The sequence below is a fragment of the Pseudomonas paracarnis genome, from assembly GCF_904063055.1.
Classification (GTDB): domain Bacteria; phylum Pseudomonadota; class Gammaproteobacteria; order Pseudomonadales; family Pseudomonadaceae; genus Aquipseudomonas; species Aquipseudomonas paracarnis.
On the sequence record NZ_CAJFCN010000006.1, the window covers coordinates 85,025 to 100,151 of the forward strand.

The 15,127-nt window shown below is 62.2% G+C and carries 14 protein-coding genes; 9 read left to right on the plus strand and 5 right to left on the minus strand.

What is annotated here, in order from left to right:
- Positions 1 to 36: 36 nt before the first annotated feature.
- The gene (locus JMV15_RS14510; RefSeq protein ID WP_201491689.1) at positions 37 to 789 is read right to left on the minus strand and encodes a thioesterase II family protein; all 753 of its coding nucleotides are present in this window, start codon (positions 787 to 789) and stop codon (positions 37 to 39) included.
- A gap of 301 nt (positions 790 to 1,090) precedes the next feature.
- On the opposite strand from JMV15_RS14510, the gene JMV15_RS14515 reads away from it, so the two are divergent.
- Positions 1,091 to 1,642, plus strand: a complete 552-nt coding sequence (locus JMV15_RS14515; protein ID WP_014719314.1) for an RNA polymerase factor sigma-70 — start codon at positions 1,091 to 1,093, stop codon at positions 1,640 to 1,642.
- A gap of 514 nt (positions 1,643 to 2,156) precedes the next feature.
- Here JMV15_RS14515 and JMV15_RS14520 read toward each other — a convergent pair.
- Both JMV15_RS14520 and JMV15_RS14525 read right to left on the minus strand, forming a co-directional pair.
- Positions 2,157 to 2,924: a substrate-binding periplasmic protein gene (locus tag JMV15_RS14520; RefSeq protein WP_201491692.1), complete on the minus strand. Its 768-nt coding sequence runs from the start codon at positions 2,922 to 2,924 to the stop codon at positions 2,157 to 2,159.
- A 92-nt stretch (positions 2,925 to 3,016) separates the two neighbouring features.
- A complete protein-coding gene (locus tag JMV15_RS14525; RefSeq protein ID WP_014719316.1) occupies positions 3,017 to 3,640 on the minus strand; it encodes a TetR/AcrR family transcriptional regulator in 624 nt (207 codons plus the stop codon).
- A 153-nt stretch (positions 3,641 to 3,793) separates the two neighbouring features.
- Here JMV15_RS14525 and JMV15_RS14530 point away from each other — a divergent pair, with 153 nt between their 5' ends.
- From JMV15_RS14530 to ppnP, 8 genes are all read left to right on the plus strand, one after another.
- Positions 3,794 to 5,572 carry an acyclic terpene utilization AtuA family protein gene (locus tag JMV15_RS14530; RefSeq protein ID WP_014719317.1) on the plus strand — a complete coding sequence of 593 codons (1,779 nt, stop codon included), beginning with the start codon at positions 3,794 to 3,796 and terminating at the stop codon, positions 5,570 to 5,572.
- A gap of 12 nt (positions 5,573 to 5,584) precedes the next feature.
- The gene (locus JMV15_RS14535) at positions 5,585 to 6,457 is read left to right on the plus strand and encodes an SDR family oxidoreductase (protein ID WP_201491694.1); all 873 of its coding nucleotides are present in this window, start codon (positions 5,585 to 5,587) and stop codon (positions 6,455 to 6,457) included.
- Positions 6,458 to 6,461: 4 nt separating this feature from the next.
- Positions 6,462 to 8,075 carry a geranyl-CoA carboxylase subunit beta gene (gene atuC, locus JMV15_RS14540; protein WP_014719319.1) on the plus strand — a complete coding sequence of 538 codons (1,614 nt, stop codon included), beginning with the start codon at positions 6,462 to 6,464 and terminating at the stop codon, positions 8,073 to 8,075.
- A gap of 93 nt (positions 8,076 to 8,168) precedes the next feature.
- Complete coding sequence (gene atuD, locus JMV15_RS14545) at positions 8,169 to 9,326, plus strand: citronellyl-CoA dehydrogenase (protein WP_073454666.1); 1,158 nt, start codon at positions 8,169 to 8,171, stop codon at positions 9,324 to 9,326.
- A complete protein-coding gene (locus tag JMV15_RS14550; RefSeq protein WP_102666530.1) occupies positions 9,323 to 10,084 on the plus strand; it encodes an enoyl-CoA hydratase/isomerase family protein in 762 nt (253 codons plus the stop codon). The genes atuD and JMV15_RS14550 overlap by 4 nt, the downstream gene beginning before the upstream one ends.
- 109 nt (positions 10,085 to 10,193) lie before the next feature.
- Positions 10,194 to 12,077: an acetyl-CoA carboxylase biotin carboxylase subunit gene (locus JMV15_RS14555; protein ID WP_201491696.1), complete on the plus strand. Its 1,884-nt coding sequence runs from the start codon at positions 10,194 to 10,196 to the stop codon at positions 12,075 to 12,077.
- A gap of 74 nt (positions 12,078 to 12,151) precedes the next feature.
- Positions 12,152 to 12,694 carry an exonuclease domain-containing protein gene (locus JMV15_RS14560; protein WP_014719323.1) on the plus strand — a complete coding sequence of 181 codons (543 nt, stop codon included), beginning with the start codon at positions 12,152 to 12,154 and terminating at the stop codon, positions 12,692 to 12,694.
- 222 nt (positions 12,695 to 12,916) lie between these two features.
- Positions 12,917 to 13,201, plus strand: a complete 285-nt coding sequence (gene ppnP, locus JMV15_RS14565; RefSeq protein ID WP_014719324.1) for a pyrimidine/purine nucleoside phosphorylase — start codon at positions 12,917 to 12,919, stop codon at positions 13,199 to 13,201.
- Between the two features lie 49 nt (positions 13,202 to 13,250).
- On the opposite strand, the gene JMV15_RS14570 is transcribed toward ppnP, so the two are convergent.
- Entirely contained in the window at positions 13,251 to 14,057 is an 807-nt protein-coding gene (locus JMV15_RS14570; protein WP_014719325.1) for an MOSC domain-containing protein, read from the minus strand.
- 38 nt (positions 14,058 to 14,095) lie between these two features.
- A complete protein-coding gene (locus JMV15_RS14575) occupies positions 14,096 to 15,031 on the minus strand; it encodes a chemotaxis protein CheV (RefSeq protein ID WP_003192887.1) in 936 nt (311 codons plus the stop codon).
- Between the last annotated feature and the right edge of the window lie 96 nt (positions 15,032 to 15,127).

A 15,127-nucleotide genomic window follows, 5' to 3' on the forward strand; every position in this document is an offset into this window, starting at 1 on the left:
AATCGGCTTACGGGAAATTCGGGAAGTCGGTGGGGTTCAGCCGGCGACGAGCTGCCGCGCCGCGCCAATGCGCCAGCGCGCCAAGTGCTCGTCGGCATAGCGACGCACGCAGCGCAGCACGGCGCTTTCGTGCTGCACGAGGAAGAAGTGATGGCCGTCAAACATGTCCAGGGAAAACCCACTGGCAGCGTCGAGTTGCCAGTCGAGCAACTGGTCGGCACGCACGCTGTCTTGCTTGCCACCGAACACATGGATCGGCAGCGCCAGGGGCTGGCGCTCGCCATAGGTGAAACTGCCGCACAGCAGGAAATCGGCGCGCAGGATCGGCAACATCAGTTGCATCAGCTCGGGGTTGGCCAGGGCTTCTTCGGCGGTGCCCTGCAATTCGCGCAGGCGGGCAATCAGTTGGGCATCGGTCTTTTCGACGGCGTACTCACTCACATCACGACGCGCCGGGCCCGCCGTGCCGGACGCGAACAACGCCAGGGGCGCAGGCAGATTGCGCGCGTTCAAAGCGTGAGCCAATTCAAACGCCAACAGCCCGCCAAGGCTGTGGCCGAACAAGGCATAGGGGCCATCCAGATCACGGCTGATTTCTTCAGCAAGCTGCGCGGCCAAGGCCTTGATATCGCGCTGCAATGGCTCGTCCATGCGCATGCCGCGTCCCGGCAATTCCAGCGGGCACACTTGCAGCCAGTCCGGCAGCACCCGGCGCCAGCGGGCGTAGACCGAGGCGCTGGCGCCTGAGTGGGGCAGGCAAAACAGGCGCAGCCGCAGGGACGCACTCATCCCGCGAGGACTCCGAACTGAAACACGCTGAATGCACGATAAAAACCCATCTGGTCCTCCTGCGGGTGCTGATCCTTGGCCGTTGTACTAACGAACCTGTCACCCATGAGAACGGACGGAGCCTTCAAATAATTAGTCGCCGGGGGGGAGCGAGACGTGGTTCACACCTTTGCCCAAGGCATAAGATTAGTTCGTCTTCTCATTTGACAATCATTATCATTAAGCATAATTTGTTGCCCGATATGTAGGAGGCCTCAGCAGGGATGCCCTCCCCTAACCTATTCGCAGCAAGGTGATTTCCATGACGGAACCAGTATCCACAGGCAGGTGCGATTCACCCCTTCTCCAGGCGTTCGTCGACAATCGACTGATTCTGGTGAAGATCGCGGCCCGTATCACCGGGTGCCGCTCACGCGCCGAAGACGTGGTGCAGGACGCCTACTTCCGGCTGCAGTCGGCGCCGACCATCACCTCATCGTTCAAGGCCCAACTGAGTTATCTGTTTCAGATCGTGCGCAACCTGGCGATCGATCATTACCGCAAGCAGGCCCTGGAGCTCAAATACTCCGGGACCGAAGAGGAAGGCTTGAATGTGGTTATTCACGGCGCTTCACCGGAAACCTCGCACATCAATTTCAACACCCTGGAAAACATCGCCGACGCCCTGACGCAACTGCCCCAGCGTACCCGCTACGCGTTCGAGATGTACCGCTTGCATGGCGTGCCGCAAAAAGACATCGCCAAGGAGCTTGGGGTGTCGCCGACCTTGGTGAACTTCATGATTCGCGATGCGCTGGTGCATTGCCGCAAGGTGTCGGGCAGTCATAGCGATACGTTTGCGCGGCGGGTTTGAGCACAGCGAGGACATTCTGGGTAAGGGCCCACGGTAACCACGATGCGAAGCGAGTCGCTCTTGATCTGCTTTTGATCTTGATCTCAGGCGCCCCGTTAAACCACGCTGGCCGAACGCAGGCTTGAATTCGTGGGTAACCCGGCAGGACGCCGGGTTAGCCGCCCCGCGCCATGGATGGCGCGTGGCGGCGGCCCACGGATTCAAGCCTGTGTTCGGGCACACCGAGCCTAAGCGAGGTGCCGAGTGGTGGGGCAAGAGCCTTTTGCTTACTTTTGGGCTCCTTTCAAAAGTGAGCCGCTGTCAGAGCGGAACCCTAAGTGGCCGTTACCGCAGGAATGGATATGTACACAATCCAACTGTGTCGCCTGTCAGGCCGCCTTCGCGAGCAAGCCCGCTCCCACAGTTGGATTGTGGGGTGTCAGGTAGATAGGTGTCGGCTGGCAGGCCGTCATCGCAGGCAAGCCAGCTCCCACAGTTGACCCCACTGAGCCCAAAGGATCTTATTTACTGCGATCTAGGGCAGTGGCGTCACATCAATACGATACGGCTCAAAAATCCTCAGCATCTGCCCACTGCTGCGTAGCCCCTTGAGCAACGCCGAAAACGCCTCCCCCGTGATCGGTGTCTTTGGCCGCAACAACGCATAGTGGTGATACACCTGGTCAATACGCTCCGACACCAAAAACTGCCCCGCCATGTCCGCGTTGCGCACCATGAAATCACTCAGGTACGAGCGGGTAACCAGCGCAATATCTGCACGCCCACGAGCAACCATCAGCAGATTACTGTCATGGGAATAGGTCAACGTCGCGTTGAAACGCTCGGCCATGTTCTTGGGATCGGGATTGAAGTCAGCAAAGGCATAGTGATACCCGCTGAATACCGCCAGGCGCTTGCCGGTGAGGTCGGAAAAATAACTCTGGTCGCGACCGGGCTGACGCTGAGCGACAAAAATCTCCGCATCTTCCAGCCCCATATCAACACTGGTATGGGCAATATTCTGCCAACCCCAGGACGGGTTTTCGAAGATCGCCATGTCGACCCGGCCTTGCTCGAAGTCACGAAAACGCCGAGGTATCGAGGTAGGCACCACCACAAACTGGTAATCGGTTTGCGCAGCGTTCAACGCCTCGACCAATTGCGGCAGCAACCCGGTGTCGGCGCCTTGTTCAGGGCGTACGGTGTAGGGCGGAAAATGCGCCGCGCCGATTCTCACCAACTGCGCGGCGGTGCCCAGTGCCCATAAAGTAAGTCCTGCAGCCAGCCGCCATGGCGAAAACATCGAGGCACACACCGTTGAAGAGTTCAATGCCGATAAGCTAGGCGTTTTTACTGGGGGAGACAACTTTCGCCAGCAAATTAATAACTTGCGCCTCAGTCCGACTTCAGCACCATCAACAAGGCCTCTTCGGCCAACTCCTCAAGGGTCAGGCTGCCTTGGGCACGAAACCAGGTGGTGGTCCAGGACAAGGCGCCGGTGAGGAAGCGCCGGGTGATAAACACATCGCCCCGGATGTAGCCAGCGGCCTTGGCCTCGCCCAGTACCTGCAACCAGATCTGCTCATACACGTCACGCAGGGCCAGCACGTGCGCCTGGCCTTCGGCCGACAGCGAGCGCCATTCGTAGACCAGCACCGCCATGGCCTCGCCACTGCCACCCATGATCGACTGCAACTCGCAGCGGATCAGCGCCAGCACGCGTTCGCGCACCGTGCTCGCCTCCTCCAGTGAAGCGCGCATCATCGCGGTGTTGTAATGGATGGTTTCCTCCATCACCGCACGCAATATCTCATCCTTGCTCTTGAAGTGATGAAAGATGCTGCCGGACTGGATGCCCACGGCGCTGGCCAGATCTCGCACAGTGGTGCGCTCGAACCCCTTGTTACGAAACAGATGAGCTGCGGTTTGCAGCAACTTGCCGCGGGCGCTCTCGGGGTCGGTCAATTGGCCACTGTCGACCATGGTGCGCATCACCCCCAGGGCTTTGTGCTCATCCATGCTGCTCTCCTTCACGTCTACTGTCGTCTTGGCCGGCAATTTAGGCCGTGACTGCCACCCAAGCAAGCGCTTGGGTAAAACTTGTGACTGGAGTTTACAAACCAAGCGCTTGCTTGGTAGTCTCGGCACCAGCCCTTGGAGGAAGGATTTCTCATGAGCAAGACGGTACGTATCGGCTGCGCCAGCGCCTTCTGGGGCGACACCTGCACCGCCGCCGCCCAACTGGTGCAGGGCGGTGCCTTGGATTACCTGGTGTTCGATTACCTGGCGGAAGTCACCATGTCGATCCTCGCCGGTGCCCGCCTGAAAGACCCCAAGGCCGGTTACGCCACGGATTTTGTCGAGGTGCTGACACCCCTGCTGGCGGATATCCAGCGCCAGGGCATCCGGGTGATCAGCAATGCCGGTGGTATCAACCCCCAAGCCTGCGCCGCCGCCCTGCAAGCGGCCTGCGATAACGCCCACATCCCGCTGAAAATCGCCGTGTTGCTCGGCGATGACCTGCACCCTCAACTCAAACAGCTGCCACCTGTCACCGACCTGTACAACGGCGCCCCGCTGCCGCCCCTGTGCGTGTCCGCCAACGCCTACCTCGGCGCACCGGGCATTGCCCAGGCCCTGGGGCTCGGCGCTGATATTGTCATCACCGGCCGGGTGGTCGACAGCGCAGTGGTCAGCGCGGCACTGGTGCATGAACTCAATTGGTCATGGCAGGACTACGATCACTTGGCCCAGGCCGCCCTGGCCGGGCATATCATCGAATGCGGCGCCCAATGCACCGGCGGAAACTTCACCGACTGGCGTGACGTGCCCGACTACGAACACATCGGCTTTCCTATCGTCGAAGTCAGCGCCGACGGCCAGTTCACCGTCAACAAGGTCGAAGGCAGCGGGGGGCTGATCAGCGAACTCAGCGTGGCCGAACAACTGCTGTATGAAATCGGTGACCCGCGCGCCTATGTGCTGCCGGACGTGATCTGCGATTTCAGCCAGGTCAAACTGCAGCAACAAGGCAAACACGCGGTGCGCCTGCACGGCGCCAAGGGCCTGCCACCCACCGACCAGTACAAGGTCAGCGCCACCTACCCCGATGGCTTTCGCTGCACCGCCAGTTGCCTGCTCGCTGGCATCGACGCGGTGGCCAAGGCCGAGCGGGTCAGCCAGGCGCTCATCAACAAGACTTCGGAGCTGTTCAGCCAGCGCGGCTGGGCGCCCTACACCGACGTCAACATCGAACTGCTCGGCAGCGAAGCCACCTACGGCGCCCACGCCCGGCGTGCGGATTGCCGCGAAGTGGTGGTGAAGCTGGCGGTGCGGCATCCGAACAAGCAGGCGCTGGTACTGTTCGCTCGCGAGATCGCCCAGGCGGCCACCGGCATGGCACCGGGGCTGACCGGCATTGTGGGCGGGCGGCCGACGGTGTATCCGCTGATTCGGCTGTTTTCGTTCCTGGTCGACAAATCACGGTGTAGCGTCGCCATCGAGTACCAAGACCAACGTCATGCCGTCGAGCTGCCCGCCTCCGCGCCTCTGCTCACGCCGGCTGTGCCCATCGAGCCGGCCAAGCCGGAGGGCCGTGCCGATGCCAGTGTGCCGCTGGTGAAACTCGCCGTGGCGCGCTCAGGTGACAAGGGCAACCACAGCAATATCGGCGTGATCGCTCGCCACCCTGACTACCTGCCGTGGATCGCCGAAGCCCTGACCCCGGAGGTAATCGTCGACTGGATGGACCACGTGCTCGACCCGATCCATGGCCGCGTCGAACGCTGGTATTTGCCCGGCAGCCACAGCCTGAATTTCCTGCTGGAGAATGCCCTGGGCGGCGGCGGTATCGCCAGCCTGCGCATCGACCCGCAAGGCAAAGCCTTCGCTCAGCAACTGCTGGAAATCCCCATCGCCGTGCCGCAACACATTGCCGACCAACTCACCTAAAGGACCGTCGCCGTGGCCTTCGACTCGATCTTCAAAGCCGACCTGTTCAAGGGGCAAACCGTGATTGTCACCGGAGGCGGCAGTGGCATTGGCCGCTGCACCGCCCATGAGCTGGCGGCCCTTGGTGCCTGCGTGATCCTGGTGGGGCGCAAGCCAGAAAAACTGCAGAAGGTCGCGGCGGAAATGGCTGAAGATGGCGGCGTGGCCCATTGGCATGCCTGTGACATTCGTGAGGAAGAGGCGGTGAAAGCGCTGGTCACGCAGATCCTGCACGACCACGGCCCCATACATGGCCTGGTGAATAACGCGGGAGGCCAATACCCGTCGCCACTGGCGGCGATCAATCAGAAGGGCTTTGAAACCGTACTGCGCACCAACCTGGTGGGCGGTTTCCTGATGGCGCGGGAAGTGTTCAACCAGTCGATGAGCAAGCACGGTGGCGCGATCGTCAACATGCTCGCCGACATGTGGGGCGGCATGCCCGGCATGGGCCACTCCGGCGCGGCGCGCTCCGGCATGGACAACTTCACCAAGACCGCCGCGTTTGAGTGGGGCTATGCCGGGGTGCGCGTCAACGCCGTGGCGCCTGGCTGGATTGCCTCCAGCGGCATGGACACCTACGAAGGCGCGTTCAAGGCGGTGATTCCCACCCTGCGTGAGCTTGTACCGCTCAAGCGCATCGGCACCGAGTCGGAAGTCAGCGCGGCCATCGTCTTTTTGCTCAGCCCGGCTGCGGCCTTTATCAGCGGTAGCACCCTGCGCATCGACGGCGCCGCCAGCCTGGGCAGCCGCGCATGGCCGCTGCACAAGGCGCAGGCGCCGAGCGAGCCGTTCAACGGGTTCCACCGCGCCTACCTGCCGGATGTGCTCAAGGCGGAGCAATAACGCCATGCCAACCATTGAAACCCTGATCGACCCCAACAGCCCAGCCTTCGCGCAAAACCGTGAAGCCATGCTGGCGTGCATCGCCCAACTGCGCCAACTGGAACACGGCCTGCTGGCCAAGGCCCAGGAAGCCAAGCCCAAGTTCGACAAGCGCGGCCAATTGCTGCCCCGTGAGCGCCTCAACCTGCTGCTGGACCCCGGCGCGCCGTTCCTGGAGCTGGCCAGCCTGGCCGGCTACAAGCTCCACGACGACAAGGACGGCAGCGCCGCCGGTGGCGGGCTGATCGCCGGCATCGGCTATGTCAGCGGCGTGCGCATGCTGGTGGTGGCCAACAACAGCGCGATCAAAGGCGGCACCATTTCCCCTTCCGGGCTGAAGAAATCTCTGCGCCTGCAACAGATCGCCATGGAGAACAAACTGCCGGTGGTGACCCTCGCCGAAAGCGGCGGCGCCAACCTCAACTACGCCGCCGAGATTTTCGTCGAAGGCGCGCGCAGCTTTGCCAACCAGGCCCGCATGTCCGCCATGGGCTTGCCGCAGATTACCGTGGTGCACGGCTCGGCCACGGCCGGCGGTGCGTATCAGCCGGGCCTGTCGGATTACGTGGTGGTGGTGCGCGGCAAGGCCAAGCTGTTCCTCGCCGGGCCACCGTTGCTCAAGGCCGCCACTGGCGAAGTCGCCACCGATGAAGAACTGGGGGGTGCGCAGATGCACGCGCAAACCGCCGGCACCGCTGAGTACCTGGCCCAAGACGATGCCGACGGCGTGCGCATCGTGCGTGAAATTGTGGGCCTGCTGCCCTGGAATGATCGCTTGCCGCACGCACCACAACGCGCTTATCGCGAACCGCTGTATCCGATTGAAGAGCTGTTGGGGCTGATCCCCGATGACCCGAAAAAACCCTACGACGTGCGCGAGATCCTGGCGCGCCTGGCTGACGGTTCCAACCTGCTGGAATTCAAGGGCGAGTTCGACCCCCACACCGTCTGTGCCCATCTGCATATCCAGGGGCGCGCCGTGGGAGTGATCGGCAATAACGGCCCCATCACGCCGAAGGGCGCGAGCAAAGCCGCGCAGTTTATCCAGCTGTGCGACCAAAGCCGCACGCCGCTGCTGTTTTTGCACAACACCACCGGCTTCATGGTGGGCACCGAGTCGGAACAGCAAGGGGTAATCAAGCACGGCGCGAAGATGATCCAGGCGGTGGCCAATGCCCGGGTGCCTAAACTCACCATCGTGGTCGGTGGCTCCTACGGTGCCGGCAACTACGCAATGTGCGGCCGCGGCCTCGACCCACGCTTTATCTTCGCCTGGCCCAACAGCCGCACGGCAGTGATGGGCGGCGCACAGGCCGGTAAGGTGCTGCGCATTGTCACCGAGGCCAAGCAACTCAAGGATGGCCTGGTGCCCGACCCCAAGGTGCTCGACATGCTCGAACAGGTCACCGCGCAGAAGCTCGACAGCCAGTCCACCGCCCTCTACGGCAGCGCCAACCTGTGGGACGACGGGCTGATTGATCCACGGGACACCCGCACCTTGCTCGGTTTTTTGCTGGATATCTGTCACGAAGCCGAACTGCGGCAACTGCAACCGAACACCTTCGGCGTGGCGCGCTGATCATTCCCACGCTCCACGTGGGTGATCGTTCCCACGCTCCGCGTGGGAATGCAAACCAGGACGCTCCGCGTCCCAACAGGGAGAACAATAAAAATGATCTTCACCCAGGAACACCAGGAACTGCGCCGCACCGTGCGCGCCTTCGTCGACCGCGAGATCAACCCGTACGTGGATGAATGGGAAAAAGCCGGGCGCTTTCCCATTCACGAGATCTTCCGCAAAGCCGGCGACCTCGGCCTGCTGGGCATCTCCAAACCGGAAAAATTCGGCGGCATGGGTTTGGACTACAGCTATTCCATCATCGCCGCCGAAGAGTTCGGCACCATCCGCTGCGGCGGCATCCCCATGTCCATTGGTGTGCAGACCGATATGTGCACCCCGGCCCTGGCGCGCTTCGGCTCCGATGAACTGCGCGAAGAGTTCCTGCGCCCGGCCATCAGCGGCGAACAGGTCGGCTGCATCGGTGTCTCGGAAACCGGTGCCGGCTCCGACGTGGCCGGGCTCAAGACCCATGCGCGCAAGGATGGCGACGACTATGTGATCAATGGCAGCAAGATGTGGATCACCAATTCGCCCAGCGCCGACTTCATCTGCCTGCTCGCCAACACCTCGGACGACAAGCCGCATATCAACAAATCCCTGATCATGGTGCCGATGAACAGCCCCGGCATCAGTGTCAGCCCGCCGTTGGAAAAACTCGGCATGCACAGCTCCGAGACCGCCCAGGTGTTTTTCGACGACGTGCGCGTGCCGCAACGCAACCGCATCGGCCACGAGGGCGCGGGCTTCATGATGCAGATGTTGCAGTTCCAGGAAGAACGCCTGTTTGGCGCGGCCAATATGATCAAGGGCCTGGAGTACTGCATCGACAGCACCATCGAATACTGCAAGGAGCGCCAGACCTTCGGCAAGGCGCTGATCGACAACCAGGTGATCCACTTCCGCCTGGCGGAACTGGCCACCGAAATCGAATGCCTGCGCGCCTTGGTCTACCAGGCCACCGAGCAATACATCAAAGGCCAGGACGTCACGCGACTGGCCTCCATGGCCAAGCTCAAAGCCGGGCGCCTGGGCCGTGAGGTCAGCGACAGTTGCCTGCAATATTGGGGCGGCATGGGCTTCATGTGGGACAACCCGGTGGCCCGCGCCTATCGCGACGTGCGCCTGGTGTCGATTGGCGGCGGTGCCGACGAAATCATGCTGGGCATCATCTGCAAACTGATGGGCACCCTGCCCGGTAAAAAGCCATGAACACCTTGCTGCTCGAAGCCCACAACGGCGTGCTCCACGTCACCCTCAACCGGCCTGAATGCCGCAATGCGATGAGCCTTGAAATGGTCAAAGAGCTACGTACGGTACTGGCGCAGTTGGACAGCCAGGTGCGCGCCGTGGTGATCAGCGGCGCGGGCGGGCATTTTTGTGCGGGGGCCGATGTGAAGGATCTGGTCGGCGCGGGGGATCAACTGCAAGCGTTGAACCGCGCGTTTGGGACCTTGCTGCAAGAGGTGGAGGCGCTGACGCAGGTGGTGATCGTGGTGCTGCAAGGCGCGGTGCTGGGCGGTGGGTTCGGGCTGGCGTGCGTGAGTGATATTGCGATTGCACAGGGCCAGGCGCAATTCGGCTTGCCGGAAACCCGCCTGGGCTTGTTGCCGGCGCAGATTGCGCCCTTTGTGGTCAAGCGTATTGGCTTGACCCAGGCGCGGCGCCTGGCGCTGACGGCGGCGCGGTTTGATGGGATTGAGGCTGGGCGGTTGGGGGTGGTGCATTTTGTCGAGCACGACGCCCAGGCATTGGCGCAGCGGGTGGATGAGGTGTTGGGGCAGGTGTTGCAGTGTGCGCCGGGGGCCAATGCACGAACCAAAGCCTTGTTGTTGGCCAGTGTGGATGAGCCCCTTGAGACCGTGCTGGATCGCGGGGCGCAGTGGTTTGCCGAGGCGGTGAGGAGTGAGGAAGGGGTTGAGGGGACGCAGGCGTTTGTGCAGAAGCGAAAGCCGAGTTGGTCTCGATGACGCCATCGCAGGCAAGCCAGCTCCCACAGGGGAACACATTTCAAATGTGGGAGCTGGCTTGCCTGCGAAGAGGCCCCAACACACGCCACATTCATCAAGGGATAACCCAATGCCCGCATTCAGCAAGATCCTGATCGCCAACCGCGGCGAAATCGCCTGCCGCATCCAGCGCACTGCCCAGGCCCTGGGCTACCGCACCGTGGCCGTGTACAGCGACGCGGATACCGACGCCCTGCACGTGCAGATGGCCGACGAAGCCGTACACATCGGCCCGGCGCCCGTCCACCAGTCCTACCTGAACACAGAGGCCATCCTCGCCGCCGCCCAACTGACCGGCGCCGACGCCATTCACCCCGGCTACGGCTTCCTCTCGGAAAACCCCGACTTCGCCCGCGCCTGCCTGCAGGCCACGCTCACCTTCATCGGCCCCAGCGCCGAAGCGATCGAACTGATGGGCAGCAAACGCCTGTCCAAACTCGCCATGCTCGACGCCGGCGTACCTTGCATCGCCGGCTACCAAGGCAGTGCCCAGGACGATGCCACCCTGCAACAGGAAGCCGAACGCATCGGCTTCCCGCTGATGATCAAGGCCAGCGCCGGTGGCGGTGGACGAGGCATGCGTCTGGTGCATCAGCGCGAACAGCTGCTGGAGCAACTGCGCACCGCACGCTCGGAAGCCATGAATGCGTTCGGCAGCGACGAGTTGATCCTCGAACAGGCGTTGATCGACCCGCGCCACGTGGAAGTGCAACTGTTCGGCGACAGCCATGGCAACCTCATCTACCTCGGCGAGCGCGACTGTTCGATCCAGCGCCGCCATCAGAAAGTCATTGAAGAAGCGCCCTGCCCCGTGATGACGGCCGATCTGCGCCAGGCCATGGGCGAAGCCGCGCTCAAGGCCGGGCGGGCGGTGAACTATGTAGGTGCCGGCACCGTGGAGTTTCTGCTCGACCGCAACGGCCAGTTCTATTTCCTGGAAATGAACACGCGCCTGCAAGTCGAACACCCCGTCACCGAGATGATTACCGGCCTCGACCTGGTGGACTGGCAGTTGCAGATCGCCGCCGGCCAACCGCTGCCACTCACCCAATCACAGGTAACCCTGACCGGCCACGCCATGGAAGTGCGCCTGTACGCCGAAGACCCGGCCCAGGGCTTCCTGCCGCAAACCGGTGACGTGTTGCGTTGGGAACCAGCCCCCGGCGTACGCATCGACCATGGATTGCTTGAAGGCCAAACCGTCAGCCCGTTCTACGACCCAATGCTGGGCAAGATCATCGCCCACGGCGCCAGCCGCGAAGAAGCCCGGCGAAAACTGCTGCGGGCCGTGGAAGACAGTGTATTACTGGGGGTAGCGACCAATCAGCGCTTGCTCATCGACCTGCTCAAGCACCCGGACTTTATCAACGGCGACTTCAGCACGGGCTTGATCGCCGAACACTTCAGCGTCATCTCACAGCAGACGGCGACCGCTGAACAGCTCTCGCTGGCCGCCGCGCTGTTTTATCAACACAGCGCCAACCAGCACCCCCAAACACTCGCGCGCTGGCGCAACACGGCGAATGTCCCCGCCACGTACCGCCTGGAGGTCAACGGCCAACTCCACAGTGTCAGCGTTGACGACCTGCAACTCACCACCGACGGCCGCCACGCCAGCCTGGTCATCAACGGTATCCGCCGCCGCACCGCCTATCACCTGGACGGCAACCGGCTATGGCTGCCAGGGCTGACCGTCACCGACCGCACCCAGCAAGTCGCCAGCCGCCAGGCCGACGCCAGCAGCGGTACGGTCCAGGCGCCCATGGACGGCGCCATCGTCGATATACGGGTGTGCGTCGGTGAGGCCGTCAGCAAAGGCCAACTGTTGCTGGTGCTCGAAGCGATGAAAATGGAGCACCCGTTGAAGGCCGGCATCGATGGCACCGTCAAGGAGATGCGCGTCATGACGGGCGATCAGGTGCGCAACCGTCAGGTTTTGCTGGAGATCGAATAACGCCCCTAGGCGGAACTACAGGGCCGGGCTACGCTCTATCCCCATCAGGAAGGGACGAGTACGGGAACCTGCACATGCCTCATTGGCTGATTATTGACCTTGAAGCCACAACGGATGACGGCGGCTGGCCCGTGACGGAGATGGAAGTCATCGAGATCGGTGCCAGCCTGGTCAACCGCCAGGGCCGCGAACTGGACCACTTCCAGCGCTTTGTGCGGCCCTTGCGCCGGCCATTGCTGACACCCTTTTGCCGCAAACTCACCCATATCACCCAGGCCAATATCGACATGGCCGCGCCGATCACCGAGGTGTGGCCGCTGTTCGAGCGCTGGCTGGGCCAACATCAGCCACGCCTGGAAGGCTGGGCCAGCTGGGGTGACTATGATCGCGTGCAGCTTGAGCTGGAGTGGCAGCGCCATGGCCTCTCCAGCGCCTTGGGCGACACGCCGCATGTGAACCTCAAGCAACGCTTTGCCAAGGCCCGGCGCCTGGACAAGCCGCTGGGGCTCAATGGTGCGCTGCAATTGGCCGGAATGCAGTTCAATGGCCAGCAGCATCGCGCCCTGGAGGATGCACGCAACACCGCGCGCCTGCTGCCACTGATTTTGCCGGTCTAGGCAGCGCTTGCAGCCTTGGGCATACTGGCCAGCCATTTTCCTTTGTTGCTACCCACCTGCACCAACGAAATCCTGTGGCGAGCAAGCTTGCTTGCGCTGGGGTGCGAAGCGCCCCCAAAAAACGGGGACTGCTACGCAGTCAACGGGAGCAAGCTCCCTCGCCACAGAAGCCCGCGCCTGCAGTGATGAGCGTAAGCATCCATCTTTTCCGAGGATTCACCCATGTTCAAAGTCAACGAGTACTTCGACGGCACCGTCAAGTCGATCGCTTTCGGCACCGCAGAAGGGCCGGCGACCATCGGCGTGATGGCTCCGGGTGAATACGAATTCGGCACCGCCCAACGTGAAATCATGCACGTGGTCTCCGGCGCCCTGACCGTGAAGCTGCCTGACAGCAGCGACTGGGAAACCTTCGCCGCCGGCAGTCAGTTCCACGTACCGGCCAACAGCAAGTTCCAATTGAAGGTTGCGGTGGACACCGCCTACCTGTGTGAATACCGCGGCTAAGCGGTACCCGGCACACAAAAAAGCCCGTCTCCCACCAGACGGGCTTTTTTTATTCCAACACCGTTACCGGCATGCCGACTTCCAGGCGCCCGATGCCATCGTTGACCAGGTTCTGGCCGAACATCGCGCCCTTTTCGGTCTTGCGGTAGGTTTCCAGTGTCGTGAAGGGCTCGCGATCGGGGCTGCGCTCACCGGTCTGGGGGTCGATGGTGGTGAGGATGCACCGCGAACACGGCTTGACCACCCGAAACTCCATATCGCCGATGCGCAAGCGCTTCCAGCCGTCTTCGGCGAAGGCCTCGGCGCCTTCGATGACCAGGTTGGGACGAAAACGCAGCATCTCCATCGGGCGGCCGATCTTTACACACAAGTCGTCGAGGGAGCCCTGGCCGATCAACAGCAACGGGTAGCCGTCAGCGAAGCCGACCTTGTCGTCATCCTTGCCATAACCGGCTTCGGTGGTGCGCGCACGTTCCAGGGGCAGTTGCACCAGGCGCGTCGGCTTGCCAATGAACGCGCTGACCCAGGCCGCGGCCTCATCGCCAGCATCCGGCACGCGCAGAGTGTCACGCCAAATGGTCACACCGCGCAGTTCGCTGGCGCTGCCCGGCAATGCCACATCCAGCGGCGCGTAGCCCGGCGAGCTCAGGGTCAGGCCCCCGCTGCTGTTCCACAACGCCGAGAGCTGGCTCATCTTCGCCACGGCCCGCTGCGTCAGGAACCGCCCGCTGGCTTCATCCACCAGCATCCAGCGTCGATCCCCGTCCAACCCGAGTTTATCCAGCCCAATCTGCTGCAAAGTTTCGGCCTTGCCGGACTTCAAGGGGTAACGGTACAACGCGCTGAGACGCAGCATGGGCCTGCCTTCCTAGGAAACAAAGTGTCATCCTAAAGTCAGGCGGGCATTTCGTCCAACATCAGTCGCTGGCGCACCACGTCCACCAGCTTGTCCGGCTGGAATTTGGAGAGGAAATTGTCGCAGCCGACCTTCTTGACCATCGAATCATTGAAGCTGCCCGACAGCGAGGTGTGCATCACCACGTACAGACCGCGCAGGCGTGGGTCGTTGCGGATCTCGGTGGTGAGGCGGTAGCCATCCATCTCGGGCATTTCAGCGTCGGTAAAGATCATCAGCAGTTTGTCGGTCATGACTTGGCCACTGTCAGCCCAGGCCTTGAGCATGTTCAGTGCCTTGAGGCCGTCGCTGGCAATGTGCATCTTCACACCCAACTGGCCCAGGGTGTCACGCAGCTGCGACAACGCCACGTTGGAGTCATCCACCAGCAGCACTTCGCGGCCACGGGCACGCTCCAGCACCGGGTCTTCAAGTTTGTCCCGGGAGACCTTGGCGTTGTAGGGCACGATCTCGGCGAGGACTTTTTCCACGTCGATGATTTCCACCAGTTGCTCATCGACCTTGCTGATGGCGGTGAGGTAGTGCTGGCGACCGGCGCTGGTCGGCGGCGGCAGGATGGCTTCCCAGTTCATGTTGACGATGCGGTCGACGCCGCCCACCAGGAACGCCTGCACCGAGCGATTATATTCGGTGACGATAATGGTGCTGTTGGGGCCCGGCACCAAAGGACGCATACCGATGGCCTGGGACAGGTCGATCACCGGCAGGGTCTGGCCACGCAGGTTGACCACCCCACACACGAACGGGTGGCGCTGGGGCATCAGGGTCAGCTTGGGCAACTGCAGCACTTCCTGCACTTTGAACACGTTGATCGCGAACAACTGCCGCCCGAAGAGGCGGAACATGAGAATTTCCAGGCGATTCTCACCCACCAATTGCGTGCGTTGATCTACCGTGTCGAGAATGCCGGCCATTAAAAGCTCCTGGTGTACACGCCGCAGGCGCGTTGAAAGGGTGTGCAACTGTATAAGCACGTTATCGGCGGCAAGCGCCGGACCTTGACCCGAATA

Bases quoted from the DNA above. Each gene is read 5' to 3' on its own strand.
- JMV15_RS14510 (WP_201491689.1), bottom strand. From the start codon at position 789: ATGAGTGCGTCCCTGCGGCTGCGCCTGTTTTGCCTGCCCCACTCAGGC.
- JMV15_RS14515 (WP_014719314.1), top strand. From the start codon at position 1,091: ATGACGGAACCAGTATCCACAGGCAGGTGCGATTCACCCCTTCTCCAG.
- JMV15_RS14520 (WP_201491692.1), bottom strand. From the start codon at position 2,924: ATGTTTTCGCCATGGCGGCTGGCTGCAGGACTTACTTTATGGGCACTG.
- JMV15_RS14525 (WP_014719316.1), bottom strand. From the start codon at position 3,640: ATGGATGAGCACAAAGCCCTGGGGGTGATGCGCACCATGGTCGACAGT.
- JMV15_RS14530 (WP_014719317.1), top strand. From the start codon at position 3,794: ATGAGCAAGACGGTACGTATCGGCTGCGCCAGCGCCTTCTGGGGCGAC.
- atuC (WP_014719319.1), top strand. From the start codon at position 6,462: ATGCCAACCATTGAAACCCTGATCGACCCCAACAGCCCAGCCTTCGCG.
- atuD (WP_073454666.1), top strand. From the start codon at position 8,169: ATGATCTTCACCCAGGAACACCAGGAACTGCGCCGCACCGTGCGCGCC.
- JMV15_RS14550 (WP_102666530.1), top strand. From the start codon at position 9,323: ATGAACACCTTGCTGCTCGAAGCCCACAACGGCGTGCTCCACGTCACC.
- JMV15_RS14555 (WP_201491696.1), top strand. From the start codon at position 10,194: ATGCCCGCATTCAGCAAGATCCTGATCGCCAACCGCGGCGAAATCGCC.
- JMV15_RS14560 (WP_014719323.1), top strand. From the start codon at position 12,152: ATGCCTCATTGGCTGATTATTGACCTTGAAGCCACAACGGATGACGGC.
- ppnP (WP_014719324.1), top strand. From the start codon at position 12,917: ATGTTCAAAGTCAACGAGTACTTCGACGGCACCGTCAAGTCGATCGCT.
- JMV15_RS14570 (WP_014719325.1), bottom strand. From the start codon at position 14,057: ATGCTGCGTCTCAGCGCGTTGTACCGTTACCCCTTGAAGTCCGGCAAG.
- JMV15_RS14575 (WP_003192887.1), bottom strand. From the start codon at position 15,031: ATGGCCGGCATTCTCGACACGGTAGATCAACGCACGCAATTGGTGGGT.